Raw genomic sequence first — 26,309 nt, forward strand, 5'->3', positions numbered from 1 at the left:
CCGGGCATGAACGTCACCATTCAGCACGTCTTCCTCCCGCACACCGACCCCGAGGCCGCTCTAGGTTTCTATCGCGACGTCCTGGGCTTCGAGGTCCGGGCCGATGCGGGCTACGAAGACATGCGGTGGATCACCGTCGGCCCGGTCGGACAGCCCGGCACCTCCATCGTGCTGCACCCGCCGGCGGCCGATCCGGGCATCACCGATGAGGAGCGCCGCACCATCTTGGAACTCATCACCAAGGGCGCCTACACCGCCGTCACGCTGGCCACCGACGACCTCAACGGGCTGTTCGACCGTCTGCAGGCCGCAGGTGCCGATGTGGTCCAGGAACCCATCGACCAGGACTACGGAGTCCGTGACTGCGCCTTCCGTGATCCCGCCGGCAATCTCATCCGCATAACCAGCGCACCTGCCTGAGCCAGCCCGCACGACTCTCACACCGACACAAGCGACCCCCGATAGCACGGAGGAACCACCTGATGCCGCTCTCTGTCGACATCATCACTCTCGGTGTACCGCAGGTAGAAGCCGCACGTGCCTTCTACACGTCCGCGTTCTCAGCCACGGCCACGGACAACGACCACACCGCCGGCCTCGACCTTCACGGCACCGGGCAGCTCGCCCTCCGCCAGATCGACGCGCTTGCCACCGACTCCTGTACGGACCCGGCGACCTTGGGTTTCCGTGGCTACGTCCTGTCCTCCATCGTCAACCAGCCCGCCGAAGTCAAGGCCCTTCTCGATGCCGCCACAGCCAAGGGCGCGACGGTCATCAAGCCGGCGAGGAAGCAGCTCTTCGGTGAGTTCACCGCCGTCTACCAGGCACCGGACGGGGCCGTGTGGAAGCTGGCTGCGGCCTCCAAGAAGGACACCGATCCTGTCCCCGACCCGCCGAAGCCGACCGAGACCGCCATCTACCTCGGCGTCGCCAAGCCGATGGCATCCAGGGCGTTCTATGAGACGCTGGGCATGAGCGTCAACCACGACTACGGCGACAAATTCCTCGACTTCGCCATCGCCGACGGCGTGTGCCGGCTGGGCCTGCTGCCACGCAAAGCCCTCGCCAAGGACGCCGGCGTCGACGAGCACGGCGACGGCTTCTCGGCGCTCGTACTCACCCACATCGCCGCTTCCCGTGACGACGTCGACGCTCTTCTCGCCGCCGCAGACTCTGGCGGCGGCCGGGTCACCGCCGCAGCGGCCCGAACCGACCGGGGTGATTACGCCGGGCACTGCACCGACCCCGACGGCTACCACTGGAGAATCACCACACCCGGCTGACCGCAACGGATCGATCGGCGGCCGGGATCCGGTAGGCGCGAGCTGCGCGCCCACCCGATCGCCATGGCCTTGGGGTACCCAGCAAGGCTGGGCACCGCGCTGCGACAGGCGGGGCCGGGCCGAGGAGGTCACGGCGCGGTTGGTCCGGCTGAAAAGCGGACGGTCGGCAGTTCGAACCTGCCCCTGACCACATTCTCTGAACAGCCCAAACGCCCCGAGCGATCATGCCCCGGGGCGTTTTGACTTTACTATCGTTCGCATGGAGCTGTGGGAGCGTTCCGGGACGCTGGATCTCCTCGGCGACCTTCTGCGTGAGAGCGCCCGCGGCGGTCGCGTGGCGGTGGTGGCCGGCGAGGCCGGGATCGGCAAGTCCGTGCTCGTGACCGAGTTCGTCCGGCGATGCGGGCCGGCGGCGTGGGTGCTCTGGGGCGGCTGCGACCGGTTGATCACCCCACGGGCCCTTGGTCCCCTGCACGACATCGGCCGCCAGACCAGAGGCGTCCTGGCCGAGCGGCTGAACGCCGGCGCCACGCAGGAGGAGCTCTTCACGGCGTTTCTGGACGAGATCTCCGGCCCGCCGCAGCGCCCGCGCCCGGTCGTCGTCGTGGAGGACGCCCACTGGGCTGACGAGGCCACACTCGACTGGCTGATCTGGTCGGGCCGACGGATAGGCCGGATGCCGGTCCTGTTCGTGGTGACCTACCGTGACGATGAGGTGGGTGCCGAGCACCCCCTGCGAGGCGCCCTTGCGACCCTGCCCGGCGCGATCACGCGACGCGTGTCGCTGTCGCCGCTGTCGCGGGAGTGCGTGGCGGATCAGGCATACCGGACCGGGCGGGATCCGGAGCTGGTCTACCGGTTGTCCGGCGGTAACCCGTTGCTGGTGACCGAACTGTTGAAGGCGGAGGGGCGGGCGGTGCCGGCCACCGTGCAGGACCTCGTCCTGGACCGCCTGCGGCTGTTGCCGCGGCCCGCCCGGGAGCTGGCCCACCTGGTGTCGGTGATCCCGACTCGCGCCGACGCCGCCGTTGTGGCGGGAGTGCCGGACCTGGTCGACATGTGCGTCGACGCCGGGGTGCTCGTGCCGTCCGGTGACGGCGTGTCGTACCGTCACGAGTTGCTGCGGAGTGCGGTGGAGGACGCGCTGTCGCCCGCGCGCCGCGCCGCGCTGCACCGGCGGGTGCTGGGCGTGCTGGCCGGGGTCCCCGGGGTCGACCCGGGCCGCCTGGTCCACCACGCTACGCAAGCGGGGGACGAGGCCGCGGTCCTTCGGTACGGGCAGGTGGCGGGGGCCGGCGCCGCCCGGCAGGGCGCCCATCGAGAGGCGACGGCACACTATCGGTCAGCGGCCGTGTACGCGGACCGGCTACCGGACCAGCAGCAGGCCGAGCTGCTGGAGGCCTACGCGTTCCAGGCGTACCTGGCCGGGCTGGCGGAGGAGGGATTGCAGGCCCGGTGGGCGGCGCTGGCCGTACGGGAGAGTCTGCGGCAACCCGAACAGGTCGGTGAGAACCTGCGCTGGACCTCGCGGCTGGCCTGGTGGGCGGGGAACGCGGGGCAGGCATGGGAGGCGGCCGCGCGGGCGATCACCGTCCTCGAGACCGAACTGCCGGGCCGGCAACTGGCCATGGCCTACAGCAACCGGTCCCAGTTGCACATGCTTGCGGGCGAGGGGGAGGCGGCCATCTCGTGGGGAGAGCGGGCGCGAACTCTGGCCGTTCGGCTGGGGGATGTGGAGACCTCCGTCCACGCTGAGATCAACGTGAGCACCGCCCGGCTCACGGGCGGTGATGAAACCGCGGTCGCGGCGCTGCGGGAGGTGCACGAGCGCGCCTCAACCCTCGGGCTGGCCGATCACGCGGCTCGGGCACTCGTCAACCTGGCGACCTCGCTGGTGCAACTGGCCGAGTACGAAGCCGCCGCGCCGGCGGTCGAACATGCGCTGGCGTACGCGACTCAACAGGACCTCGACGGCTACGTCCAGTACCTGCTCGGGGTGCGAGCGGGGGTGCGGCTGGTGCGGTGTGACTGGGCCGGCGCTCTGGCCGACGCGGACGCGGCACTGGATCGGCCGGTCCGAGCCGGGGTCGCGGTGGTTCCCGCGCTGCTGGCGCGGGGCCGGATTCAGGCGGCCCGTGGCGAACGCGAGGCGCGGGTCACGCTTGACGAGGCAGCCCGCCAGGCCGAACGCACCGGTGAGGTGCAGCGGGTCTGCCCGGTGGCGGCGGCCCGCTCGGAGTACTTCCTGCTGTACGGCGATGCCAGGCGTGCCGCCGAGGAGGCCCGGCACGGCCTGGACCTGGCCGTCAGGGCGAACCATTCGGTTTACATCGGGGAGTTGGCCTACCGGTTGTGGCGGGCCGGTGATGCCGGGTTGCCCGGTGCGGGCGCCCCGCCGTACCAGCTGATGATCGACGAAGACTGGGCCGGCGCGGCCGCGGAGTGGGCGCGGCGCGGGGCGGCGTATATGCGCGTCGAGGCACTGGCGGGCGGCGATCAGGGCGCTGCGGCCGAAGCCTTGCGGGTCCTGGACGAGCTGGGGGCCACGCGGGTGGCGGCGCGGTTGCGGGCGGAGCTGAGAAGGCGCGGTTTCACTCAGGTGCCGCGTGGCCCTCGCCGGACGACGGCCGCCAATCCCGGCGGCCTTACCCTGCGCCAGGCGGAGGTGCTCGCGCTGCTGGCCGAAGGGCTGTCCAATGCCGAGATAGCCGGGCACCTGTCGTTGTCGGTCAAAACCGTCGACCACCACGTTTCCGCGGTGCTGGACAAGCTCGGTGTGGCCAACCGGGGCCAGGCGGTTGCTGCGGCGCACCGGCTGAACCTAGTCCGGAAGCCGGCAAAATAGGGAATTCTCCCCAATCGCGGATCGTCGCGAGGACCTACCGTTCTGCGCTGAGATGCCGTCCCAAGGGGGAGACATGAGTTTTCTCAGCACACCTGGCGAATCACCCCTTTACGAAGCTGAGCGGCCCGCCCGGGGATACGTGCCCAACTATCTGAGGGTGCTGGCACTGCGGCCTGAGGTTTATCACGCATGGCTGCGGCTCGGGGAGGTGGTCAGGGCCGGTATGGATCCGCGTCGGTACGAACTGGTCACCCTGACGGCCGCCCGCCGCCTCGGTTCCACGTACTGCGGTCTCGCGCACGCGGCCGCGCTGCTTGAGCGGTTCTACGATGACGTGGCCCTGCGGGCGATCATGGCTGACCATCACGATGCGGGGCTGGCGCCGGTGGATGTGGCGGCCATGGACTTCGCGGACCGCGTCGCCGCCGATCCCGCCGGCGTGACTGAGGGGGACATCGCGGTCCTACGCGGGCACGGCCTGACCGATGCCGACATCTTCCAGATCGTCCTCGCGGTCTGTCTGCGCCGGTTCTTCAGCGGCATCCTGTCCGCGGTCGGCGCCGTCCCGGATCCGGTCTTCCGCGCGTTGCCTCCAGATGTCCGGGCGGCCGTCGGGGCAACCGATGAGGCCTTTACACGCCAGCGGGACGACGCAGGCGGCTCGTAGCTCAATCCGCTCTGGATGTCCCGATGACTTCCACCAACCGTCCCCGGCGCCGAGCGGGCAGGTTCGCCGACGGCGTGGTGGACCGCTACCCGCTCCCTGACTCACTGGCCCGATACATGCTCTCGACGAAGGACAAGGAGAAGATCATGGCCGGAAAAGCTGTCATCAGCCTGACAACCGGACTGGAGGACCCTGAGCGGGTCACTGTGGCGTTCCTGGTCGCGCTCGGCGCGGCCGAGCAGGGCCGTCCCACGCTCATGTTCCTTACCAAGGAAGCAACCCGGCTGGCCCTGGACGGCGTCGCCACCGCAGTCGCATGTGACGGCTGTCCTCCACTGGCCGACCTCGTAGCCCGGTACGCCAAGGCAGGCGGGCGATACTTCGTCTGCCCGATCTGCTTCGAGGCGCGCGCGCTCGACAGGCAGCGGCTCATCGAGGGCGCGGAATTGGGCGGGACCATCCCGATGTGGCAGTGGATCGGCGACGAGGGCGCGACCACTTTCAGCTACTGACCAGCTTCCTGCCGCTGATGCCGACGGCAACCGTCAAGAGGTTGAGGTGTTCGGACGAATGGACTATGACCGTCTGCCACAAGGCAGCGCCGCGCGTTGCGCACACGTCTTTCGGCGCGCTTGGCACCTACCAGTATGGAGCGGTCCGAATCGCGTCGGCGGCGGCCCGCAGAAGGCGACGACTCTCAGGATGACACTCCGTAGCGGGCGGCGATCGCGGCGGCGCGGTTGCGCAGGGAGTCGCGCAACCACTGCGGGGCCAGGGCTTCCGCGTTCGTGGTGAGCTGCCACAGCGCCCATTCGGCGTGTCTCGGATCTTGGAAGGTCACCTCCAGCCGCAGCCAGCCATCTGAGTCGGCTTCTTCGGTGCGGACGGCCAGCGCGGTGTCCACCAGGTCCTCCCGCCGCGCCGGGTCCACCCGTACCAGCACGGTGACTTGGTCGCCGCCGGCCCGAAACCGCGTGCCGCGTTCCTGCCAGGCCCGGTCCAGATCGACCCGGTCTGGTCGCTGTGCGGGTTCGGCGAGTTCTTTGGCGGCCGAGATCCGGGACAGCCGGTAGGTGCGGTCCGCGCCAGACCTCGTGGCCAACAAGTAGCCCCGGTCGCGAACGGTGACCAGGCCGATCGGGTCCACCGTGCGCCACTTAGGGGTCTGGTCCACAGCCGCGTAGTGGATGCGCAGCTTGTGTCCGGCGAGCACCGCGCGCCGGACCTCGGCCACTACGGTGTCAGGCACCTCCTCAGCGACCAGCCGACGCGAGAGGAGGTCGGTCTCCGGGTCGATGAGCAATCGCTCGGCCGCGTCGGCGGCGGTGTCCCGATAGCTTTCGGGCAGCGCGTCAACCACCTTGAGCATCGCCGAAGCGAGCGCCGAGCCGAGACCGAATGCCTGCGCGCCGCGCCGCGATCCGGCGATCAGCAGGGCAAGGGCCTCGTCGTGGTTCAGTCCGGTGAGCTCGGTCCGGAAACCGGGTAACAACGCGAAACCGCCGTGCCGGCCGCGTTCGGCGTAGACCGGGACGCCGGCCGCGGACAGCGCCTCGATGTCGCGCAGCACGGTGCGGGTGGATACCTCCAGCTCGCGGGCCAGCGCGGTCGCGGACAGCCGACCGTGCTGCCGCAGCAGCAGCACCAGCGAGACCAACCGGTCGGCGCGCATTCGAAAACTCTACAGAGATACACGACACAGGATGTCGTGTATTCGCTGGGAGGCTCATCGACACGACGAACAAGATGTCGGCTACCGAGCCGATGGACGTACATAACGTCGACGAATCGAATGGAGCGAATGTGGCAATGGAGCGAACGGCGGTCAACCCGTGGGCGTGGTCGACGGAGCTGGGATACAACCAGGGCGAGATCGTCTCCGGGCACACCCGGACCCTGTACTGCGCCGGGCAGACCGCGATGAGCGGTGACGGCAAGCCCCAGCATGCCGATGACATGGCGGCGCAGTTGGCGCTGAGCGTCGACAACCTGGAGGCCGTGCTCGGCGAGGCCGGCATGTCCCTCGCGAACCTCGTCCGGCTCAACGTCTACACCACCGACGTCGATCGGCTCTTCGAGCACTACGGCGTGCTGGCGTCGCGGCTGGGCGCCGCCGGGGTGGCACCGTCCACCACGATGCTCGGGGTGACACGGCTGGCGATCCCCGAGCTGATGGTCGAGCTCGAGGGGACCGCCGTCGCGTGATGCGACCTCGCCGCCTCCGGCAGGGCTGCCGGAGGCGGCACGAGTAGTGGGCAGCCACTGACCCTTACGGGATCGCCCACAGTGACATCCCGGCGACGACCGGAACCAGGCGAGCGCCCGTGGTCATTGATCAAGAGAGTAAGGGTCACGGTGTGGCGAGGGCCTCGGTGGGGGAGAGGTGGGCGGCCCGCCATGCTGGGTAGATGCCCGCGCAGCAGCCGATCACCATCGTGGCGGCCACGCCTTCGGCGCCCGCCCGCGCGGGTACCACCGTCGGCCAGCCCTGGTACGACGAGTACGCCCCCGTCATCGCGATCCTGAGCAGTGCGCCGCCGGCGCCGCCGAGCGCCGACAGCAGCAGCGACTCGGTGAGGAACTGGATGCCGACATGCCCGCGGGTGGCGCCGATCTCCGCGCGCCGTTCGAGCACCGAGATGACCATCGTGTTCGCCACGCCCACGCCGCCGACCAGTAGTGCCACCGCGCCGAGGCCGAGCAGCAGCCCGGACAAGGCCGTGTCCGTGGCCTGCTTGGCGGCGAGCGCGTCCGACGGCCGCGACACGTCCACCTCGTTCGGGTTCTCCGGGTTGGCGGTGGCGCCAAGGACCGCCTTCACCGCCAGTACGGCGTCGTCCCGCGCACGGGTGTAGATGGTGGTCGGATATCCGTCGAAGCGCAGGGTGGATTTCGCCACCGGCCAGCCGACCAAGGCCGCGAAGTCCAGCTCCGGCGCGAGGGCGACCGGGCGCAGGACACCGACCACGGTGAACCACTGGCCCCCAGCCACACTGTCACGTCCGGGGTGGCCTTGACGACGCCGAGGCGCTTGGCCGCCGACGCCCCGAGCACCATGGCCGGGTACCGCGCGGTGGCCGCGTTGAGCCACGTGCCACCTGAGTGACCTGCGGCTACACGTGTCGCTGCGGCCGGTGGTGACGTCGGGCGATCCGGCGGCCCAAGCCTGAGGGCCGAAGCCGGCGGCGGCGTCTGCGCGCACAGGTCGTCCTCCGCCTACTCCGACGGCAACGTGCCCTGCCAGAGGCACGCCCTGGGCACCATTCAAGCGCTCTCCAGCCCCAGCTCCTCGACGGGTCTTCCGGTGTGAGCCGGGATGGGCGGCCTGATCGTCAGCTGCCAGTGTGCGGTGGTGCGGCGGGTAGGTGCACCGTGACGCGGAGCCCGCCGGCGGGGCGGTGGGTGAGGGTGAGGGTTCCGTCGTGTGCTTGGGTGATGCTCTTGACGATTGCCAGGCCGAGGCCGACACCCGCGTCGTCGGTGCGTACGCGTTCGGTGCCGCGCTGAAACGGCTCGACAAGCGTGGAAACCAATTGTGGGGCGAGCTTCTCGCCGGTGTTCTCGACAGTGAGCACCGCAGTCTTGGGGTGAACGCTGGTCGTGACCCATACGGTGCCCTGCTTGGGCAGGTTGTGGACGATCGCGTTGTGCACGAGGTTCGTCGTCATCTGCAGCAGGAGCGCCTGCGACCCGATGGCCGGGGTGATGTCAGTGGAGGTATCGATGGTGACACCGCGTTTCTCGGCGAGCTGGAGCAGTGTTTCGGTGGCCTCTTCTACGACTAGGGACAGGTCGACAGGTTCTCGGGTGAAGGACCTCTGGTCAGCGCGGCTGAGCACGAGTAGTGCCTCGGTGAGGTCGATCGCTCGGGCGTTGACGGCGTGGAGGCGGTCGACGAGTTCGCCAGGGTCTTGTGTCAGATCGTTGCGGGCCACGTCGAGCAGTGCCTGCGAGATGGCAAGCGGAGTGCGCAGCTCGTGGGAGGCGTTGGCGGCGAATCTCCGCTGCTCGGCGACGTGCGCTTCAAGCCGTACGAGCATGGCGTCGAAGGCGTCGGCGAGTTCGCGGAACTCGTCTTTGCGACCTTCCAACTGGATCCGGTGGGAAAGTGATCCGTTCGCGGCCTTGCGTGTGGCGTCCGTGATGCGGGCCAGGGGGGCGAGCATCCGGCCGGCGAGAATCCACCCTCCCACCAGACCGAACACCAGCAGGAAGGCCAGCACGACGGCCGCGGCCGGAGCGAAGGTACTCAAGAGGAGGTAGCGGTTGGGCGCTACGCCGAGAAGGCCGGGCCAACCGTCGGGTACGTAGCGCAGCAGGAACACCCACACGGCAGCGAGCAGCAAGGCGCTGGCAAGCATGAGGAACCCGGCGTAGCTGAGGGTGAGTTTGAGGCGAACGCTCAACCCGGGCGCCCTATCCACGGTCCCCTCCCTCACGTCCGGTGTCGGGTTCCGTGTGGATGCGGTAGCCGACGCCGGCCACGGTGGCGATGATCCCGGGTTCGCCGAGCCGTTTGCGCAGGGCCGAGACAGTGATGCGTACGGCGTTGGTCATCGGGTCGGCGTTCTCATCCCACGCTCGCTCCAAGAGTTCTTCGGCGCTGACGACACCGCCTTCGGCAGCGACGAGGACTTCGAGCACGGCGAACTGTTTCCGGGTGAGCGCGACGTAGCGGCCATCGCGGTAGACCTCGCGGCGGAACGAATCCAGACGCAGGCCTGCGATCTCTCGCACGGGTGGTCTGTTGTGTGCGCGCCTGCGGTCGAGTGCTCTGAGACGGAGCACGAGTTCTCGGAGTTCGAAGGGCTTGGTGAGGTAGTCGTCGGCGCCGAGTTCGAACCCGGAGGCCTTGTCGTCGAGCCGGTCGGCAGCGGTGAGCATGAGGATGGGCATGCCGCTGCCGGAGGCGACGATGCGTTTGGCGATCTCGTCGCCGGAGGGGCCGGGGATGTCGCGGTCGAGGACGGCGATGTCGTAGGCGTTGAAGCTCAGCAGTTCCAGAGCGGTGTCACCGTCACCGGCGATGTCGGCGGCGATCGCTGCCAGGCGTAGGCCATCGCGGATGGCTTCTGCCAGGTAGGGTTCGTCCTCGACGATCAACACGCGCATGCTCCCGAGGCTAGGAGCCGGGGCATATCGTCGGCGTATCGAAAACCGCATATGTGCTGACAACACCACGCTGCCTTGACTGGCGGCATGACGACCACCACCCAGCAGGCCACTCAGGAAACCGTGGCCGCCAGCGCGCGGAACCTGACCAAGACCTACGGCCAAGGCGATGCCCAGGTGCATGCCCTGCGGGGCATCGACCTCGACCTCCCACGAGGCAGGTTCACCGCGATCATGGGGCCGAGCGGGTCGGGCAAGTCCACGCTGATGCACTGCCTGGCCGGACTCGACGGGCCCAGCGACGGCACCGTCACCGTGGCGGGCACCGCCCTCGGATCACTCGAGGACGACGCGCTCACGATCTTCCGCCGCGAGCACATCGGCTTCGTGTTCCAGTCGTTCAACCTGCTGCCGATGCTCACCGCGGGCGAGAACATCGTGCTCCCGCTTGAGCTGGGCGGTCGCCGGATCGACGACGCGGCACGGGAGCGCGCGCGCATGCTCGCCGATATCCTCGGCGTGGCCGACAGGCTCGGCCACCGGCCCGCGGAGCTGTCCGGCGGTCAGCAGCAGCGGGTCGCGATCGCCCGGGCCCTGATCACCGAGCCGGACCTGCTGTTCGCCGACGAGCCCACCGGAAACCTGGACAGCACCACGTCGGCGGAGGTGCTGGATCACCTGCGCCGGTCGGCGCGCGAGCTCGGCCAGACCGTCGTGATGGTCACCCACGAGCGGGACGCGGCGGCGTACACCGACTACGTGGTCACCATGCAGGACGGGCGGATCGTCTGATGCGTACCGTCTTCCTCGCATCGCTGCGCACCCACACCCGCAGATACGTCGCAGCGGCGGTCGCGGTCGCCGTCGCAGTCGCCTTCGTCGTCGTGGTCGGCGTGCTCACGTCCGGGGCACATAGCGGACTCATGGACGGCCTGGGGGCGCCGTACCGCAATGCCGACCACGTAGTCTCGGCGGCGGGGTGGCCATCGTCCGAGCTGGACCCGAAGGCCGCGATCGCATTCACCGAGCGACACGGTGAGAACGCGGCCGCGACCGGCCGGGCAACGCTGCCGGCGCGCGCGAACGGCCGGCGGATCTCCGAAACGACCGTGGGGCCGATCGCCACCTCGGAGGAGTGGCGCTGGCAGGAGCTCAGCTCAGGTCGCTTCCCAGCACGCACGGGCGAGGCGGCGGTGGACGTGTATTTCGCCCTGGCCGAAAATTTCGCGGTCGGCGACCGGGTTCGGATCGGCGAGGGCGCCGCCGCGCGCGACGTACAGGTGGTCGGTCTCGTGGAGTCGCCCTCGCCCCCGGCCCAGGCATCGATGTACGTCACCTGGCCGCAGTTGCTGCAGTGGCGCGACCACCTCCATCTGAACGCGGTGGCGGTGCGCGGGGAGGTAGGTCAGCTCCCGGAAGGCACGAAGGCGCAGTCGCCGGAGGGGTTCGCCGCGGAGCGGCTGACCTATGTCCAGAACAGGGTGAACACCTTGTCGGTGATGCTGCTGTTGTTCGTCGGCATCGCGCTCTTTGTCTCGGTCCTGGTCATCTCTAACACGTTCTCCATCCTGTTCGCGCAACGACTCCGCGACTTCGCACTGCTGCGCTGCATCGGCGCGACCCGGCGGCAGGTGGTGCGTTCGGTACGCCGCGAGGCGGCCGTCGTCGGGGTGCTCGCGTCGCTGGCCGGGACACTGGTCGGCGTCGGTCTCGGCTACGGGCTGATCGCTCTGATCGACGCCCTCACGCCCACCGCCCTGATGGGCGCCGCCGAGTTGCCCACGCTCTGGCTGCTGGGCGGATTCGCCGTCGGCCTGGTGGTCACCATGGTCGCGTCCTGGTTGCCGACCCGGCGTGTGGTCCGGGTGAGCCCGCTGGCGGCACTGCGCCCGGATGCCGCGGTCGACGTACACACGGCCACCGGCCTGGTGCGGCCGGCGCTCGCTGCGATCCTCCTGGTCACCGGGCTGGCCCTGCTCGGGGTGGCGATGGTCCAGGACAGTACGGCGCTCATGGTGGCAGGCGGAGGATCGGTGTTCGCCGGCGTGCTCCTCTTCGGGCCGGTGCTCGTTCCCCGCCTGATTGGGATCACCGGCGCGCTGCTCGGCCCCGCCGGGCGGCTGGCGACCAAGAACGCTGTGCGCGATCCGCGGCGGACCGCCACCACCACTGCCTCCCTGCTGGTCGGCGTCACCCTGACGACCGCCGTACTCACCGGGATGGCCACGTGGCGTTCGTCGTTGGATGAGCAGATCGGTAGGGACCATCCCATCGATGTCGCGCTCACCTCACCCAAGGAGCCGGTCACCACTGACCTCCTCAACCGGGTACGTCACACTCCGGGTGTGGAGCAGGCCATTTCAGTGGACGGCGCCGTGGCCCGAGTGGCCGGGCTCGACGAACCGATCCCGGTTGTCACCGCGCCGGCCGTGGCGCACGTGGCTCGCGACGGCGGGGCGTTCGCCCGGGTGGAGCCGGGGAAGATCAGAATCGATTCCGAGGCATTCGGTAAGAACCTGAGTCTCCGGCCCGGTGACCGGGTCACGGTGCGCGTCGGCGACCGGCGAGCCCAGTTGCAGGTCGCCGTCGGCACCGGCTGGGGCCCGGCGGGCGTGGTCGCGCCCGAGACGCTGGCGACGCTCACCGACGCCCCCGAGCCGCATGCCATCTGGATCCGCGCCTCCTCCGGCGCCGACCCGGCTCGACTCGGCAGTGACCTGGACGAGTTGGCGGATCCGGTTGGCGCGACGATCGAGAACGGGTTGCGGACCTGGGAGTCGCTGGACCAACAGCTGGGAATCTACACCTGGTCAGCGCTCGGCCTGCTCGGCATCGCCGTCGTGATCGCCCTGATCGGGATCGCGAACACCCTGGGGCTCTCCGTACTCGAACGCGTCCGCGAACACGCGATGCTGCGCGCGCTCGGGCTCACCCGCAGGCAGCTGCGGCGAATGCTGGCGACCGAGGCAGTGCTGCTGTCGGTGGTGGCCACCCTGCTCGGCACCATGATCGGCGTCGGGTTCGCCTGGGTCGGCTACGAGACGATTGTGAAGCAGGCTCTCAGCGACGCCACCATGCACGTCCCCTGGCTATCGCTCGGCGTGGTCGTCCTCATCGCCTCCCTGGCCGGACTCCTCGCCGCTGTTCTCCCGGCACGCCGGGCCGCCCGGGTGACTCCGGCCGCAGGGCTCTCCCTCGACTGACACCTTCGTCGATCGTTTGGCCGGCGGCTGGTGAAGTCCGCCATGCGCGGCACTGTGTACGCGATGGCCACATGTAGTCGTCCTGCGTGGTGCCGTACCGGCCGATCGAGGCAGCTCAAGCGTACGGGGGCGGTGCCGCGCCGCGCCGGTCCTACACGCGGGCGAAGAAGTCCAACACCAGCGGCGTGATCTGCTCACCGGCCTCGATCGCGCCACCGTGGGCGTACCCAATGATCTCCGTGAACTCCGCGTTGGCCATCTGCGCGGCGGCGGCCCGACCGGCCCGAGGCGGGAACATGAGGTCGTGCTCCAAGGCGAGCACCAGCGCCGGTTGCGTGATCTTCGGCCACCGTTCCGCATGGTCCACATCCAGCATCCAGTCGATGCACGCCAGGTACTGGCCTCGGTCGCCGGGGGTGTCCCACTGCTTCGCCGAGATCAGTTCCGCCCAGGCGCTGACCTTGCTGTCGTCGTCGCGCAACACCTGAGCCGGAAGAGCGTTCATGAGGTTCTCGGCGAGATAGAACTCCTGCGCTACCGGTCCGTTGGCGAACATGGCCCGCATCGCGGAGAACCATGCCCGCTGGTACGCCGTCGTCGCACCCGCGCACCCCAGGAGCACCACGGCCCGAACGAGATCCGGCCTGCTCGCCGCCAGGTGCTCAGTGACGAATCCGCCCTGCGACAAGCCCATCACCCGCACATCCGACCAGCCCAGATGCTCCATGACCCCCGCCGCGTCGGCAGCCAGGTCGGCGACGGAGTACCCGCCGTCAGGAGCGGAGGACTCACCCTCTCCACGGGGGTCCACCGCCGCGACCTGGTAGCCGGCCTCGACCAGCGCAGGGAGCTGCATCATGCTCCACACGCCGCGCGGCATGCTCGTACCGCCCAGCAGCACGACCGGCTCGCCCTCGGCGGGCCCGTGCACCTCGAATCCGATCGCGGTCCCGCCGATCTCCACGATTGCCATGGGACACCTCCTGATCTTTTCCAACGGCCGAGGCGATCAGGAGTTCCGTGATCACGGTCCAGGGCGAAGGATCACCGGCCGCCCACGGGCACCCCGAGATCTGAGGCGATGTCCGGCAGGCCGGCGAGTATGAACTCTGAGGTGCCCATGGCGAAGATCGCCGCGAGACGGTCACCGGTGCGTCGTCAGCGGTGTCTCCTTCCGATCCCTCGTAGCATCCTGGCGCCGGGCGGCTCCACGGCGGAGGAGTCCCCACGACAGGACCGTCAGACCCCAGACAAGGGCTGCGACGCCCCAGATCGTGCCGGGGCTCGCCGCGTGGTCGGGGTAGGCCATGGCGAGGGCACCGAAGCCCATCGATGCGATACCCGACGTGGTCGCGGGAATCGGGTGACCCCAGGCGGCCAACGCGATCAGCGTGATACCCAGGGCTGCCTGCATCGGCCAATGGTCCAGCCCCATGGTGATATCTATCGGTTCGCGGCCTTCCGAGGCGGCCCCGATCATGTCGGCGGCGTACCAGGTCCAGGGAAGCGCCGCCGCCGTCGCGAGCACCAGCGGCAACGGGGAGCGGGAATCCGGGATGGCGCCCCATCGGCTGAGGACGACGGCGAGCGTCACGACAGCGCCCACGACGCCCAGCCACGCCGCCGAGACGGCTGCGCCGAGCACCAGAGCCGTGGCTGCTCCCGCGAACGGGACGGCGGCAAGCACGAGATGCCAAGCCTGAGGTCGGCCCGTGGTCGTCCAGCCGCGGAGCATGGCGGCGAGCAGTCCCGCGCAAAGTCCCAGGGCGGCGGTGGCGGTCAGGAATTCCGGTCGGCCGGAGAGTACTCCGGTGAGCCCGATCACCACCCCGACGACGACCACTTCCCCGAGAGCCGCGGCCCGCGCCGCGGGATTGAGGAAGATGACGAAGAACGGCACGGCCACCAGCAGGGAGAGCACCAGCCCCCAGCCGCCCTCGAGCACCGCCGCCTGGATGAACGAGGGCGACGGGGCGACGATGGGGACCGCGAGGTCCACCGTCCCGAACCCGGGGAAGACGGCGGCTCCGAGCGCGAAGCAGAGGGCGAGGACGCGTGCGGGCCACGCGAGACGGGGCGCGTTCATGAGGTCTGTCCTCCGGCGAGGCGGTCGAGACAGGTGTCACGGGATCCGGCCGGCGCGTCCCGGCTGACGACGTGGGTGGGGAAGGCACCCTGGGCCCTCTCGCCCGTCGCCGGTTCGGCGAGATCCGGGCGTCGCAGCATGGCCGCGGACAGGATGATGAACTCTCTCACGCCGAACTTGTCGGAAAAGAGGGGGAAATGGGTTCTATGAACCGGTGATGTCCCCTACGGCGACAGAAGGGCATGAAAACCCTGAAGACAACGACGTGTGCGTTGGTCGTGGCAGGCATGGATTCGTTTCCCCGGCCACCGCGCGCAACGCGTTCACCTATGAGCCGGCCACCGTGCCACCCGGGTCCGTGGCTCTCGCCTGATGCGGCGGCGACGGCGGTGCGTCGTCTGTCAGTCGTCGGGCGGGTGACGACGACGTCCACATGGTACGACCCGAGCCTGGCGGCTGTGACGTGCCGATCGCGGCCGAGAATGTACGGCACGGCGCCGCGGCGGTATCCACCGATCGGTGGATTTGCGGGTCAGCCGCATTCACGGATGAGTATGGCCGGCAGATCGATTCGCCCCGGGCGCAGGCGAAAGATGCTTGAGCCATGGCAGTCATCGAAGTCACAGACCTCCGCAAGAGGTACGCGGACCTGACAGTTCTGGACGGGGTGTCGTTCTCCGTGGAGGAGGGCGAGATCTTCGGCATCCTCGGGCCGAACGGCACCGGCAAGACCACCACCGTGGAGTGCGTGGAGGGGCTGAGGCGGCCCGACGGCGGGTCGATCAAGATGCTTGGGCTCGACCCGGTCAAGGACGGGCGCAAGGTGCGCGAGCAGATCGGGGTGCAGCTCCAGCACACGCAGTTGCCGGAGAACATCAAGGTGTGGGAGGCGCTCGACCTGTATGCCTCCTTTTATGCCAAGCCGCGGGACTGGCGTGAGCTGCTGGAGGAGTGGGGGCTGGCGGACAAGCGCAATGCCCGCTTCGGGAAGTTGTCCGGTGGCCAGAAGCAACGGCTGTTCATCGCGCTGGCGCTGGTGGGTAATCCGCGGGTGGCGTTCCTCGACGAGTTGACCACGGGGCTCGACCCGCAGGCTCGCCGTACCACCTGGGAGCTGATCAAGCAGGTGCGGGCGAGCGGCGTGACGGTGGTGTTGGTGAGCCACTTCATGGACGAGGTGGAGGAGCTCTGCGACCGCGTCGCCGTCTTCGACCGCGGCACGGTCGTCGCGATCGACACCCCGGCCGGGCTGGTCGACGGGATCGACGCCGAGCATCAGATGCGGTTCACGCTGATGGCGGGGGACATGGTCGAGCTGGGTGGGCTGCCCGGGGTGACCGGCGTGACCAGGACGGGAAACCGGGTGGTCGTCACGGGCAGGGGTGATTTCGCCACGGCGGTCACCGCTGAGCTCGCCCGCCACCACATCCTGGTCGGCGATCTGCGCATCGACAAGCGCACCCTCGACGACGCATTCGTCGCTCTGACCGGCCGTTCGTTCGGCTCTACCCACTGACGGAGGACCACCATGACCAAGCTTGCCGTCGTCGAACTGAAGCTGCTGACCCGGGAACCCGGGGCGGTGTTCTCGCTGCTCATCCCGCTGTTCATCCTGGTGGTCTTCGGAAGCTCGATCGAGCCGGGAGACACCGTGCTCCTGCCGATGGCGCTGGCGATCGCCGTGGGGCTCGTGGGTCTGTACCTGCTGCCCACCACCATGGCCACCTACCGCGAGCGGGGCATCCTGCGCAGGCTCTCGACCACGCCGGTACGCCCGGCGAACCTGTTGGTGGTGCAGCTGCTCCTGCAGCTCGTCCTCGCGCTGACCGCATGCGGCCTGCTGCTGGCCGTCGCGGGCACCGTCCTCGGCGCCCACCTGCCCACCCGGGTGCTGCCCGGTGTGCTGACCTTCCTGTTCGGCACGGCGGCCATGTTCGCTGTCGGCCTGCTCATCGCGGCCCTCGCCCCGAACGGCCGAGCCGCCAACGGGATCGGCGTCCTGCTGTACTTCCCGATGGCGTACCTCGCCGGGCTCATGCAGCCGACGGATCAGATGCCCGATATGTTGGCCCGCATTGGGGAGTACACCCCTCTGGGCGCTTTCCGGCAGAGCATGCAGGATGTCTGGGCGGGCGGCGCTCCCAGCCCTCTGCTGCTTGGCGTGATGGCCGCATACGCCGTGGTCATCAGCGTCGCCGCGGCCAGGTTCTTCCGCTGGGAGTGAGTGAGGTATGACCGGGCGGCTCGACCGATGGGAGCGGCTCCTGGAGCGCCAGATGGCGGCGGCGCCGTACGTCTTGCTGCTGACCTCCACGGTGCTCTCCCTGCTCACCGACGGCAGGTCGTGGGTCACGCTCGGCCTGGCCGCGCTCGCCGCCGCCTGGATCTGGCTGATGCCGCGAGTCGCGGTCTACGTGGCAGGGCTGGTGGTGCTGATCGGAGCGCTCTGCACGCAGGGGATGTGGTTCGCGAGCTTCTTCGCTTTCACCGGACACCTCCACTCCTGGCAGTACCTGAAGGGAAGGTGGCGGTTCGCCGGGGTGACCGCCACGGCGGCGATCAGCGTCGCGACCTACAACGGCGGTCCGCCTGATCCCACGCCGTCCGGAATCCTCGCCTACCTCTTCTTCACCGCCGCCATCGTGGCGGGGGTCGGCCTGTTCAGCTTCGTCGGCGAGATCACGGCCGAACGGAGCGACGAGCGCAAGCGCATGGTGGCGCAGCTCGAGGAGGCGCTGCGGGAGAACGCGGGACTGCACGCCCAACTGCTCGTCCAGGCCCGCGAGGCGGGCGTGCTCGACGAACGGCAGCGCATCGCGGCCGAGATCCACGACACCCTCGCCCAGGGGCTGACCGGCATCATCACCCAGCTCCAGGCGGCGCAGCGGACCGAGGACTGGCGGCGTCATGTGGACAACGCGGTACGGCTGGCGCGGGAAAGCCTGGCCGAGGCCCGGCGCTCCGTACACGCGGTGGGACCCGGCCAGCTGGAGGCGGCGCCACTGCCCGAGGCACTGAGGGACGTCGTCACTCAGTGGGGTGAGCTCAACGGGGTACGTGCGGATTTCGCCACCACTGGTACGGTCCGTCCCATGCATCCGGAGGTCGAGGAGACGCTGCTCCGCACCGCGCAGGAGGCCCTGGCCAACGCGGCCAAGCACGCCGGTGCGTCCCGTGTCGGGCTGACCCTGTCGTACATGGAGGACGTGGTCACCCTGGACGTGCGCGACGACGGCGCCGGGTTCGATCCCGAACGTGTCCGCGACGGCGGCGGCTTCGGCCTGACCTCGATGCGCAAGCGGGTCTGCCGCCTGGCGGGCACGCTGGAGATCGAGTCGGAACCCGGTGTCGGCACCGCGATCTCCGCGAGCGTTCCGGCGGTGGCACGTGGCTGAGACCCCGATCCGGCTGCTCATCGCCGACGACCATCCCATCGTCCGGGACGGCATCCGCGGCATGTTCGTCGGCGACCCGGACTTCGAGGTGCTCGGCGAGGCCGGAGACGGCGCCCAGACCGTCGAACTCGCGCGGGCGCTGAACCCCGACGTGATCCTCATGGACCTCCGCATGCCCAGGATGGACGGTGTCTCGGCCATCAAAGAACTCGCCAGGCTGGGCATCGCGGCCCGCGTCCTCATCCTCACCACGTACGACACCGACAGGGACGTCCTGCCCGCCATCGAGGCCGGGGCCACTGGCTATCTCCTCAAGGACACCGGCCGGGACGAGCTCGTCCGTGCCGTTCGTACGGCGGCGCGGGGCGAAGCCGTGCTGTCCCCGTCGGTTGCCACCCGCCTGCTCGGCCAGGTCCGCGCGCCCGCTGACCCACTGAGCGCCCGGGAACTGGAGATTCTCCACCTCATCGCCGAGGGCGCCACCAACCGCGAAGCCGCCGCGCGCCTGTTCATCAGTGAGGCCACGGTGAAGAGCCACGTGCTGCACATCTACGCCAAACTCGGCGTCAACGACCGGGCGGCCGCTGTCGCCGTCGCCTTCCGACGCGGCCTGCTCACTCTCGACAACGGCTGACCGGGACGGGCGCAGGCAACGCTGACGGCAACGTCGGCCACAAAGCCCACACGGAGGACCGCGTGGCCGATCCCCGGCCCCTGGTGGCGGCAGCCCGTCAGTGTGATCGCCCTGTTCGCCGCATTCTGCCCAGACCGACCATGGCCTGATCACGCCAGTGTGATCGCGAGATGTCTACATATTTCGGTTAAGCCGGATTATGCTCTGGCCAGTCCTGAAGTGGATCACACGGAGGTGTCCATGAGGAAGATGACCATCCGCCGCAAGAGCACGCTGCGCCTGCTGTCCGGCGCCCGCCGGCTCTGGATCGAGTGGTGCTGGTAGTTGCCGGCACGGCGGGCGCTCCCGGGCGCCCGCCCCTGCGGCGGTCGGCCCAGCCGTGACCGGTGAACCGGAGGGCTACGACTGCCACCGCGACCACGGGCCGTACGCCGGGGTCGGGGCCTTCCTCGGCCGGATCGCCGCCGACCGTCCGCGCCTTGCGTCCCGCCACAAGGTTGAGCTGCACGCCATCGCACCCTGGCTCGACCACGCGGCGCGACCGGCCGCCGAGGAGGAGCCGATCCGGTTCCATCCCGCCCGGCGCACCGCCTGCCTGGCCTACGGCGCGGCGGAGTTCGTGGCGGCCTGGGCGGGCACGCTCCGGCATCCGGTCACGGTCCGGTTCGACCACGTCGCCGACGCCGACGAGACCACCCGCGAGCTGCTGGACGTGCTGGTCCGCCGGATCGGGTCGTCCCCGGTGCGTCTGGACCTGCGCGACGGCGGCGCCCGCAAGCCGATAGCGGCCGACCAGACGCCGGAGGCGATGCGCACGGCCCTGGGCGACAGCCTGGCCCGCGGCTTCTACCACCACGCGGCCCACATCGCCGGGCGTGGACGCGCCGCGGTGACCCCGGAGGGCGACCTGCGGCACTGGTGGGCGTTCACCACCGGTCTGGCCACCGCGCTGGCGGCGCTGGACCGCGCCGCCGAGGCGCTCGACCTCTACCACGAGGCGCGCGCCGCCACTGACGACCCGAAGATCAATATGTCGGCCGCGTACGCCACCGCCATGCTGTACGCCAGGCACCTGCCGGCAGCCGACCAGAACCCGGCGCGGGCGCGGCACTGGCTGGAACAGGCGCTCCACCTCGCCGCCGGACTGAACGACCCACGGCAGCGGGTGCTGTCCGCCGTCTTCTACGAGCAGGGGCTGGCGCTGCTGGACAGCAAGGCGGGTGAGCCCGCCCGCGCGCTGCGGCTGATCGACGACGGGCTGGCCCGGCTGACGGCGGTGCTCACCCCCGGCGAGCGCCCGCAGGACCTGGCCCGGTTACGCCACAACCGGGCGCAGGTGCACCTGGCCCTGGGCGATCCGGCGCAGGCGTTGGCCGACCTCGACACCGTGATCGCGCACGACCCCGGCAACTGTGAGTACTACGTGGACCGGGCCGCCCTGCACCGTGCGGCGGGTCGGTTCCAGGCCGCGATCAAGGACTATGGCACCGCGATCCGGCTGGGACCGCACCTGCCCGAGGCGTACTACAACCGGGCCGTGCTTCAGCAGGAGCGCGGCCGACTGGAGTCGGCGCGTGACGACCTGGAGCGCGTACTCGCCATCGACTCCGGGCACCTCGACGCCCGGATCGCCTTGGTCAACCTGCAGGTGGAGCGCGGTGCGCTCGACGCAGCCGAGGAGGGTGCGCGGGCCGGGCTGGCGCTGGCCCCGCAGGAGCCCGCGCTGCTGTGCACCCTCGGGCTGATCCGCTCGGAGCGCGGCAGCCTGGCCGAGGCCGACGACCTGCTCACCCGGGCTCTGGCCCGGGATCCGGAACTGGTCGAGGCATGGACGAACCGGGCCGCCGTGCGATTCGAACGCGGTGACGTGACCGCCGCCGTGGCCGACCTGGACCGGGCGGTGGAGCTGTCGGCGGCGCCGGTGCCCCGCTACAACCGGGGTACGGCGCTGATGCGGCTGGAGCGGTGGGACGAGGCCGCCCGCGACTTCGCCCACGCGCTCGCCCAGCCCGGCCTGGACCGGGCGCTGCGACGCGACCTGCGCGCGGCACTGGACCGCTGCCGTCGCGCCGTGGCCGGCTGACGCGGACCGGGGCGTAGCCGGCGCCGGTTCCAGGCCGGCATCCCGGCTCTACCTCGTGTCGGGCGCGCGACTGCGGGCCGTGAGTCGGCCCGTTGCCGTGGTTCGCGCTGAAGGAGACGCTGAACCTGCTGCTGGAAGGACCCATTTCTTTGAGGGCCGGTGAGCCATGCGGTCGGCCGGATCGAAGCCACCTGAACGCGGGTCCGGTCACCTATGAGGGCTGCCCGGTGACATGCCCCGAATGAAACGAATGGTGCGCGTCCCCGGAGCTCGATAGTTCCGGGGCGCTTATCGAGCCCCGGCACCCTGATCGCCCCGCTGCTGGAGGAGTGGGGCGTCATCCCGCTGTGCATGCTGGTCATCTACACCCGGCGAGACGCGCGTGGCGCGCCTGTCAGGTGTCGGTGGCCGGCTTGAGCAGGCCGGTCTCGTATGCCGCCGCGACCGCGGCCGCTCGATCATTCACCTTGAGCTTGGCGAAGATGTGCAGCAGGTGCGTCTTCACCGTCGCCTCGGTGATGAACAGCTTCGCGGCGATCTCACGATTGGTCGCGCCTCGGGCGATGAGCCCGAGCACCTCGAGTTCCCGGCGGCTCAGCAGCGTCTGCCGTTCCGGCCTGCGCGCCTGGTGCGTCAGCACACCGGCGACGGAGGGGGACAGCACCGTCTCACCGCGGGCCGCCGCCTGTACGGCGCGGCGCAGGTCGGCGCGCGGGGTGTCCTTGAGGAGGTAGCCGGTGGCACCCTGCTCGATCGCGGGCAGGACGTCGGCGTCGTCGTCGAAGGTGGTCAGGACCAGCACGCGGATGCCGGGCATCGCCTCGCGCAGCCGGCGGATGACCTCCGCCCCGCTCATCTTCGGCATCCGCAGGTCCATGAGCACGACGTCGGGGTCGGTCCGCATGGCCACGACGAGCGCTTCCGGCCCGTCGGCCGCCTCGCCGACGACCTCGAAGGCATCGTCGTCGGCGAAGATCCCGCGCAGCCCGTCACGGACGACCGGGTGGTCGTCCACGATGATCATACGAATCGGCATGTCTCACATCGCGTTTCCGGAGCGGTTAGACGATCCCGGATCCGAGGCGGCCGGGATGGCTGGGATGGTGGCGGAGATCCCCGTTCCCTGGCCGGGGGCCGTCTCGATCGCGAAGTCGCCGGCCAGCCGGGTGACGCGCTGACGCATCGCGATGAGTCCGAAGCCGCCCTCGCTCGAGGAGCTCGTCGCCTCAGTGAAGCCGGCGCCGTCGTCACGTACGTCCAGCGCCACGACGTCCTCCATGTACGACAGAGTGAGTCCGGCCCTGGTGGCCGCGGCGTGCTTGCCGATGTTGGCCAGCGCCTCCTGCGCCACCCGTAGCAGGGTGATCTCCACTTCCGCGTGCAGGGGCCGAGGGTCGCCGGTGACGGACACAGAGGCGGGTACGCCGGTGGTCTGCGACCATTTTCCGGCGATGTCGTGGAGGGCGGTGGCGAGCTGGGCCTCGTCCAGCGGCGCCGGACGCAACGCCTGAACCGATCGCCGGGCTTCGTTCAGGCTTTCTCTGGCCAGGGTGCGCACCGTGTTCAGGCGGGAGCGAGTGGCGGGGATGTCGTCGATCGTGTTGTCGGCGGCTTCGAGCTGGGTGCAGATGGCGGTCAGACCCTGCGCGATGGTGTCGTGGATCTCCCTGGCCATCCGCTGCCGTTCCCCGAGGACGCCGGCCTCGCGGGCGCTGGTGAGAAGCTGGGCCTGCAGGTGCGCGTTCTCCTCCGCGAGCTCGGCCAGCTTGGCGCCGGCCTCCCGCAACTGCGCGATCATCACCTTGCGATTCTCGTTCTGATCGCGGATGGCGTGGCTGACCAGGCCGATCGCCGAGGCGACCAGCAGCGCGACGAGGAAGGAGAAGAGCATCTGGCTCGGGGTCCGCCCTTGCTCGGGCCGGGCGACGACCAGCACACCGGCCGTCGCGGCCACCCCTCCGTACGCCCACCACCCGGGAATCAGGGTGAAGGACTGGATGAACATCGCCAGGGCCGTCACGGTGAACAGCGTGTCGATTCTGATCAGTGCCCCGATGACGGCGAGCATCACGATGAAGTAGGTGATCAGCGCCACCGGCCTCTCGATCCGGCCGGGGCGCGACGTGACCATGAACCAGTGCCAGGCTCCGACGAGTGACGCCAGGGCCAGCGCCTCCGGCCTCCAGTCCCGCAGCAGGGCGAAGGCCGTCGGGATCAGGATGAAGAGGTACAGCAGGACGGGCCAGACACGATCCCAGCGCGAGGCGGCGGGGTCGCCGGTGGCTACCACCGGAACGCCCTGAGGGCGACGCCGCCGGCGACGATGGATATCGCGACCATGACGCCCAGGGTAATCGGGGACATCGCGTCGCCGGCCCAGCCGTCGCGGATCGCCTGGACCGCGGGGGCCATGGGGGTCAGGTCGCCGATGGCGCGCATCGAGCCGGACATGGTCTCGCGGGGGATGATGGCGCCGGAGAGGAAGCCCATCGGAAAGAAGAGGCTCAGCCCGATCACCGTCGCGGCGCGGCCGCTGGGGACGAGCGCGCCGACGAGGAGGCCGATGGAGCTGAGGCTCAGCGCGCTGAGGATCCACGCCAGGAGAACGTTCCCCGCGTTCGCGGGTGCCGTGAGACCGTAGGCGGCCAGGCCGATGACGATCAACAGCATCGTTCCGAGCGCGGCCAGCAGCATGTGGGCGGCCCACTGGGCGCTGAACAGCATGGTGGGCGAGGCGGGAGTGGCGCGCAGCCGCTTCAGCACCCGGCGTTCTCTGTACCCGGCCAGAGTGGCGGGGAGGATGACCAGCGCGGCCAGACCGATGACGAAGACGCTCAGCATCGGCACGGTGGCGTCGACGGCCGGCAGCCCGCCCGGCAGGGGTTTGCCGCTGCGCATCTTGACCCACAGCATGATCGCCGGGAAGGCCAGCGCGAAGAAGGCCGACATCGGATCACGCATGATCAGTTTGAGCTCGACCGCGGTGACGTTCGTGATGCCTTTCATGCCGTTTCCCTTCCGGTCAGCGCGAAGTACGCGTCCTCCAGCGAATCGGATCGCCCCTTTGTGATCAGCTCGCGCGGGCTGCCCTCGGCGATGACGCGGCCCCGGTCGATGATCGCGATGCGGTCGCACAGCGCCTCGGCCTCGTCCATGAAATGGGTGACCAGCACGACGGTGACCCCGCGCTCGCGCATGTTGCGGATCAGACCCCAGGTCATACGGCGGGCGGAGGGGTCCAGGCCCGTGGTGAGCTCGTCGAGGAAGACGACCTCCGGGTTGCCGACCAGGGCCAGCGCGACGAACAGCCGCTGCTTCCAGCCGCCGGACAGGCTCGCGAAGCCGGCGCGCTTCTTGTCCGCCAGGCCCCACTCGTCCATGAGCTCCCGCCAGTCGGCGGGCGCGTCGTAGAAGGAGGCGTACATCCGTAACGCCTCACCGACTTTGATCGCGTCGGGCAGGGCTGCCTCCTGCAACTGGACACCGATGCGCTGCGCCAGCTCGCGCCGGTCGCTCTGCGGGTCCAGCCCCAGCACCCGCAGCGTGCCGCCGTCCCGCCGCCGCAACCCCGACGCGCACTCCACGACCGTGGTCTTCCCCGCGCCGTTGGGGCCGGCGATTCCGAAGATCTCGCCGTGCTCCACCTTCAGGGAGACGCTGTCCAGCGCTCTGCCGGACTTGTAGCTTTTGCGTAGGCCCTCGATCTCGATGACTGTCATGTTCTGAGAATCACCGGCGGGCGGCGCTTCCGAAATCAACCGAACGGTTGATGGGGTCGGCCCATCACCGTTCATCGGTCAGCGCTTGACGGCCCGCAACACGACGAACTTCGGGTCGCTGGCGACGACCTCGCAGTTGCCGAAAAGCCGGCGTAGTTTCACGTGGTATCCGAGGTGCCGGTTGCCGACCACCCACAGTTCCCCGCCCCGGCGGAGCGCGGCCCGCGAACCGTGGAACATGCGCCAGGCCGTCGCGTCGGTCGTCGCCCGGTGGGTGTGGAACGGCGGATTGTTCATCACCAGGTCCACCGTCCCGGCCGGCACGCCCGACATGCCGTCGGCCGCCAGGAACTCCACCGGAGAGTCGATGTTCGTCGAGCACGTGGCCTCCGCGGAAGCCAGCGCCTGGTAGGACTCGTCGATGAAGAGCACCTCGGCTTCGCTGTTCTCCAACGCCATGGCCATCCCGACCACCCCGTTGCCGCAGCCCAGGTCCACGACGCGCTCACGGCCACGGCGGTGAGGAAGGTTCCGCAGGAAGAGGCGGGTGCCGATGTCGAGGCGGTCGGCGCAGAAGATGCCGGCGTGGTTGGTGACGGTCAGGCCCGAGGCCGCTCCGACGCCCTCCGGGAGCGCGTAGCGTCGGGGCCACGGGTTGGCGCCCGGGGTGAGCCGAGGATCCGGGGAGCAGAAGATGAGCCGGGCCTTCTTCGCCGCCAGTGACGTCCTGGTCGGCCCGAGGATCTGTTCGAACAGCCTGAGGGTCGAGGTGTGGATCTCGGTGACCATTCCCGCGCCGACGACGACGGTGTCCGCGTGCACGTGGGGTGCGAGGCGGTGCAGTTGGTCCTCCAGGAGTGCGAGGCTCTTGGGGACCCGGATCAGCAGCACGTCGATCCGGTCCGGGGGAGTGTCCCGGGTCGTCAGGAGTCGCGTCGGGTCCGCGTCGACGCCGTTGCGTGTCAGGTTCGCCCGGGTCGCTTCCCTGGCGAGGAAGGAGTCGGTGATCTGTACGGGACGGTGATCGGCGATCGCGGTGACCAGAGCGCCCCACCGGTCGCCCAGCACCACCACGCGGCCTGACAGATCGGTCGGCCGCTCGCCGTCGATCCCGTCGAGGTGCCGCAGCAGGTACTCGTCCGCGGCGTCCCAGGCGCGAAACGGGTCGCGGGGATCCTCGGGGAAGCGGGCGAGGTCGAAGTCACCCCTCGACGTCGTCAAACGGTTCATTGCGCTGCCAGGCTAGCGAGTCACGCGACGCGCGAGGTAATCCGGCGCCTTG

At 69.7% G+C, this 26,309-nt stretch carries 25 protein-coding genes and 1 tRNA gene; 14 read left to right on the forward strand and 12 right to left on the reverse strand.

What is annotated here, in order from left to right; all coding sequences use genetic code 11:
- The first annotated feature begins 6 nt into the window (after nt 1-6).
- From AB0I59_RS24525 to AB0I59_RS24550, 6 genes are all read left to right on the forward strand, one after another.
- The gene (locus tag AB0I59_RS24525; protein ID WP_061254186.1) at nt 7-420 is read left to right on the forward strand and encodes a VOC family protein; all 414 of its coding nucleotides are present in this window, start codon (nt 7-9) and stop codon (nt 418-420) included.
- Nucleotides 421-482: 62 nt separating this feature from the next.
- On the forward strand, nt 483-1,283 hold the full coding sequence (locus tag AB0I59_RS24530; protein ID WP_358136328.1) for a VOC family protein: 801 nt from the start codon (nt 483-485) through the stop codon (nt 1,281-1,283).
- Nucleotides 1,284-1,400: 117 nt separating this feature from the next.
- Nucleotides 1,401-1,473: transfer RNA gene (locus AB0I59_RS24535), tRNA-Phe, on the forward strand.
- Nucleotides 1,474-1,542: 69 nt separating this feature from the next.
- Nucleotides 1,543-4,128 (forward strand): ATP-binding protein, encoded by a 2,586-nt coding sequence (locus AB0I59_RS24540; RefSeq protein WP_358136331.1) that lies wholly within the window; start codon nt 1,543-1,545, stop codon nt 4,126-4,128.
- A 157-nt stretch (nt 4,129-4,285) separates the two neighbouring features.
- Nucleotides 4,286-4,795, forward strand: a complete 510-nt coding sequence (locus tag AB0I59_RS24545; RefSeq protein WP_358136334.1) for a carboxymuconolactone decarboxylase family protein — start codon at nt 4,286-4,288, stop codon at nt 4,793-4,795.
- Nucleotides 4,796-4,818: 23 nt separating this feature from the next.
- A complete protein-coding gene (locus AB0I59_RS24550; RefSeq protein WP_358136337.1) occupies nt 4,819-5,307 on the forward strand; it encodes a DsrE family protein in 489 nt (162 codons plus the stop codon).
- Between the two features lie 185 nt (nt 5,308-5,492).
- Here the strand turns inward: AB0I59_RS24550 and AB0I59_RS24555 are convergent, their stop codons facing one another.
- Nucleotides 5,493-6,467 (reverse strand): helix-turn-helix transcriptional regulator, encoded by a 975-nt coding sequence (locus AB0I59_RS24555; RefSeq protein WP_061254028.1) that lies wholly within the window; start codon nt 6,465-6,467, stop codon nt 5,493-5,495.
- Nucleotides 6,468-6,604: 137 nt separating this feature from the next.
- Here AB0I59_RS24555 and AB0I59_RS24560 point away from each other — a divergent pair, with 137 nt between their 5' ends.
- Complete coding sequence (locus AB0I59_RS24560; RefSeq protein ID WP_061254027.1) at nt 6,605-7,000, forward strand: RidA family protein; 396 nt, start codon at nt 6,605-6,607, stop codon at nt 6,998-7,000.
- Between the two features lie 145 nt (nt 7,001-7,145).
- Here AB0I59_RS24560 and AB0I59_RS24565 read toward each other — a convergent pair whose 3' ends face one another.
- From AB0I59_RS24565 to AB0I59_RS24575, 3 genes are all read right to left on the reverse strand, one after another.
- Nucleotides 7,146-7,787, reverse strand: a complete 642-nt coding sequence (locus tag AB0I59_RS24565; RefSeq protein WP_358136340.1) for an ABC transporter permease — start codon at nt 7,785-7,787, stop codon at nt 7,146-7,148.
- A 340-nt stretch (nt 7,788-8,127) separates the two neighbouring features.
- Nucleotides 8,128-9,219, reverse strand: coding sequence for a sensor histidine kinase (locus tag AB0I59_RS24570; RefSeq protein ID WP_358136342.1), 1,092 nt, complete (start codon nt 9,217-9,219; stop codon nt 8,128-8,130).
- Entirely contained in the window at nt 9,212-9,907 is a 696-nt protein-coding gene (locus AB0I59_RS24575; protein ID WP_358136345.1) for a response regulator transcription factor, read from the reverse strand. Before AB0I59_RS24575 ends, AB0I59_RS24570 begins: the two co-directional genes overlap by 8 nt.
- Nucleotides 9,908-9,994: 87 nt before the next feature.
- Between AB0I59_RS24575 and AB0I59_RS24580 the strand changes: the two genes are divergently transcribed.
- Together AB0I59_RS24580 and AB0I59_RS24585 are read left to right on the forward strand one after the other, a co-directional pair.
- Complete coding sequence (locus AB0I59_RS24580) at nt 9,995-10,699, forward strand: ABC transporter ATP-binding protein (protein WP_061254024.1); 705 nt, start codon at nt 9,995-9,997, stop codon at nt 10,697-10,699.
- Nucleotides 10,699-13,110, forward strand: coding sequence for an ABC transporter permease (locus AB0I59_RS24585; RefSeq protein ID WP_358136349.1), 2,412 nt, complete (start codon nt 10,699-10,701; stop codon nt 13,108-13,110). Before AB0I59_RS24580 ends, AB0I59_RS24585 begins: the two co-directional genes overlap by 1 nt.
- A 151-nt stretch (nt 13,111-13,261) precedes the next feature.
- Here the strand turns inward: AB0I59_RS24585 and AB0I59_RS24590 are convergent, their stop codons facing one another.
- From AB0I59_RS24590 to AB0I59_RS24600, 3 genes are all read right to left on the reverse strand, one after another.
- A complete protein-coding gene (locus AB0I59_RS24590; protein WP_358136352.1) occupies nt 13,262-14,083 on the reverse strand; it encodes an alpha/beta fold hydrolase in 822 nt (273 codons plus the stop codon).
- A 171-nt stretch (nt 14,084-14,254) separates the two neighbouring features.
- Nucleotides 14,255-15,196, reverse strand: coding sequence for a hypothetical protein (locus tag AB0I59_RS24595; RefSeq protein ID WP_358136355.1), 942 nt, complete (start codon nt 15,194-15,196; stop codon nt 14,255-14,257).
- Nucleotides 15,193-15,366: a hypothetical protein gene (locus AB0I59_RS24600; protein ID WP_358136358.1), complete on the reverse strand. Its 174-nt coding sequence runs from the start codon at nt 15,364-15,366 to the stop codon at nt 15,193-15,195. Before AB0I59_RS24600 ends, AB0I59_RS24595 begins: the two co-directional genes overlap by 4 nt.
- A 434-nt stretch (nt 15,367-15,800) precedes the next feature.
- Here AB0I59_RS24600 and AB0I59_RS24605 point away from each other — a divergent pair, with 434 nt between their 5' ends.
- The 5 genes from AB0I59_RS24605 (at nt 15,801) to AB0I59_RS24625 (ending at nt 21,308) form a co-directional block, all read left to right on the forward strand.
- Nucleotides 15,801-16,712, forward strand: a complete 912-nt coding sequence (locus tag AB0I59_RS24605; protein ID WP_061254020.1) for an ABC transporter ATP-binding protein — start codon at nt 15,801-15,803, stop codon at nt 16,710-16,712.
- Nucleotides 16,713-16,724: 12 nt separating this feature from the next.
- Nucleotides 16,725-17,420 (forward strand): ABC transporter permease, encoded by a 696-nt coding sequence (locus AB0I59_RS24610; RefSeq protein ID WP_061254019.1) that lies wholly within the window; start codon nt 16,725-16,727, stop codon nt 17,418-17,420.
- 7 nt (nt 17,421-17,427) lie between these two features.
- Nucleotides 17,428-18,591, forward strand: a complete 1,164-nt coding sequence (locus AB0I59_RS24615) for a sensor histidine kinase (RefSeq protein ID WP_358136362.1) — start codon at nt 17,428-17,430, stop codon at nt 18,589-18,591.
- Nucleotides 18,584-19,225: a response regulator gene (locus AB0I59_RS24620; protein ID WP_358136365.1), complete on the forward strand. Its 642-nt coding sequence runs from the start codon at nt 18,584-18,586 to the stop codon at nt 19,223-19,225. Before AB0I59_RS24615 ends, AB0I59_RS24620 begins: the two co-directional genes overlap by 8 nt.
- A 379-nt stretch (nt 19,226-19,604) precedes the next feature.
- Complete coding sequence (locus AB0I59_RS24625) at nt 19,605-21,308, forward strand: tetratricopeptide repeat protein (protein ID WP_358136368.1); 1,704 nt, start codon at nt 19,605-19,607, stop codon at nt 21,306-21,308.
- A gap of 394 nt (nt 21,309-21,702) precedes the next feature.
- On the opposite strand, the gene AB0I59_RS24630 is transcribed toward AB0I59_RS24625, so the two are convergent.
- From AB0I59_RS24630 to AB0I59_RS24650, 5 genes are all read right to left on the reverse strand, one after another.
- Nucleotides 21,703-22,344, reverse strand: a complete 642-nt coding sequence (locus tag AB0I59_RS24630) for a response regulator (RefSeq protein WP_061254015.1) — start codon at nt 22,342-22,344, stop codon at nt 21,703-21,705.
- Nucleotides 22,345-22,347: 3 nt separating this feature from the next.
- A complete protein-coding gene (locus AB0I59_RS24635) occupies nt 22,348-23,598 on the reverse strand; it encodes a sensor histidine kinase (protein ID WP_358136371.1) in 1,251 nt (416 codons plus the stop codon).
- A complete protein-coding gene (locus AB0I59_RS24640) occupies nt 23,592-24,314 on the reverse strand; it encodes an ABC transporter permease (protein ID WP_061254013.1) in 723 nt (240 codons plus the stop codon). The genes AB0I59_RS24635 and AB0I59_RS24640 overlap by 7 nt, the downstream gene beginning before the upstream one ends.
- Complete coding sequence (locus AB0I59_RS24645) at nt 24,311-25,027, reverse strand: ABC transporter ATP-binding protein (RefSeq protein ID WP_358136375.1); 717 nt, start codon at nt 25,025-25,027, stop codon at nt 24,311-24,313. The genes AB0I59_RS24640 and AB0I59_RS24645 overlap by 4 nt, the downstream gene beginning before the upstream one ends.
- 78 nt (nt 25,028-25,105) lie before the next feature.
- Nucleotides 25,106-26,257, reverse strand: a complete 1,152-nt coding sequence (locus AB0I59_RS24650; RefSeq protein WP_358136378.1) for a methyltransferase — start codon at nt 26,255-26,257, stop codon at nt 25,106-25,108.
- Nucleotides 26,258-26,309 lie beyond the last annotated feature (52 nt).

The sequence above is a fragment of the Microtetraspora glauca genome (assembly GCF_040656155.1).
GTDB lineage: Bacteria > Actinomycetota > Actinomycetes > Streptosporangiales > Streptosporangiaceae > Microtetraspora > Microtetraspora glauca.

What these genes read in the sequence shown, in the direction of transcription:
- AB0I59_RS24525 (WP_061254186.1), top strand. Translation starts at nt 7, where the DNA reads ATGAACGTCACCATTCAGCACGTCTTCCTCCCGCACACCGACCCCGAG.
- AB0I59_RS24530 (WP_358136328.1), top strand. Translation starts at nt 483, where the DNA reads ATGCCGCTCTCTGTCGACATCATCACTCTCGGTGTACCGCAGGTAGAA.
- AB0I59_RS24540 (WP_358136331.1), top strand. Translation starts at nt 1,543, where the DNA reads ATGGAGCTGTGGGAGCGTTCCGGGACGCTGGATCTCCTCGGCGACCTT.
- AB0I59_RS24550 (WP_358136337.1), top strand. Translation starts at nt 4,819, where the DNA reads ATGACTTCCACCAACCGTCCCCGGCGCCGAGCGGGCAGGTTCGCCGAC.
- AB0I59_RS24555 (WP_061254028.1), bottom strand. Translation starts at nt 6,467, where the DNA reads ATGCGCGCCGACCGGTTGGTCTCGCTGGTGCTGCTGCTGCGGCAGCAC.
- AB0I59_RS24560 (WP_061254027.1), top strand. Translation starts at nt 6,605, where the DNA reads ATGGAGCGAACGGCGGTCAACCCGTGGGCGTGGTCGACGGAGCTGGGA.
- AB0I59_RS24575 (WP_358136345.1), bottom strand. Translation starts at nt 9,907, where the DNA reads ATGCGCGTGTTGATCGTCGAGGACGAACCCTACCTGGCAGAAGCCATC.
- AB0I59_RS24580 (WP_061254024.1), top strand. Translation starts at nt 9,995, where the DNA reads ATGACGACCACCACCCAGCAGGCCACTCAGGAAACCGTGGCCGCCAGC.
- AB0I59_RS24585 (WP_358136349.1), top strand. Translation starts at nt 10,699, where the DNA reads ATGCGTACCGTCTTCCTCGCATCGCTGCGCACCCACACCCGCAGATAC.
- AB0I59_RS24590 (WP_358136352.1), bottom strand. Translation starts at nt 14,083, where the DNA reads ATGGCAATCGTGGAGATCGGCGGGACCGCGATCGGATTCGAGGTGCAC.
- AB0I59_RS24595 (WP_358136355.1), bottom strand. Translation starts at nt 15,196, where the DNA reads ATGAACGCGCCCCGTCTCGCGTGGCCCGCACGCGTCCTCGCCCTCTGC.
- AB0I59_RS24605 (WP_061254020.1), top strand. Translation starts at nt 15,801, where the DNA reads ATGGCAGTCATCGAAGTCACAGACCTCCGCAAGAGGTACGCGGACCTG.
- AB0I59_RS24610 (WP_061254019.1), top strand. Translation starts at nt 16,725, where the DNA reads ATGACCAAGCTTGCCGTCGTCGAACTGAAGCTGCTGACCCGGGAACCC.
- AB0I59_RS24615 (WP_358136362.1), top strand. Translation starts at nt 17,428, where the DNA reads ATGACCGGGCGGCTCGACCGATGGGAGCGGCTCCTGGAGCGCCAGATG.
- AB0I59_RS24630 (WP_061254015.1), bottom strand. Translation starts at nt 22,344, where the DNA reads ATGCCGATTCGTATGATCATCGTGGACGACCACCCGGTCGTCCGTGAC.
- AB0I59_RS24640 (WP_061254013.1), bottom strand. Translation starts at nt 24,314, where the DNA reads ATGAAAGGCATCACGAACGTCACCGCGGTCGAGCTCAAACTGATCATG.
- AB0I59_RS24645 (WP_358136375.1), bottom strand. Translation starts at nt 25,027, where the DNA reads ATGACAGTCATCGAGATCGAGGGCCTACGCAAAAGCTACAAGTCCGGC.
- AB0I59_RS24650 (WP_358136378.1), bottom strand. Translation starts at nt 26,257, where the DNA reads ATGAACCGTTTGACGACGTCGAGGGGTGACTTCGACCTCGCCCGCTTC.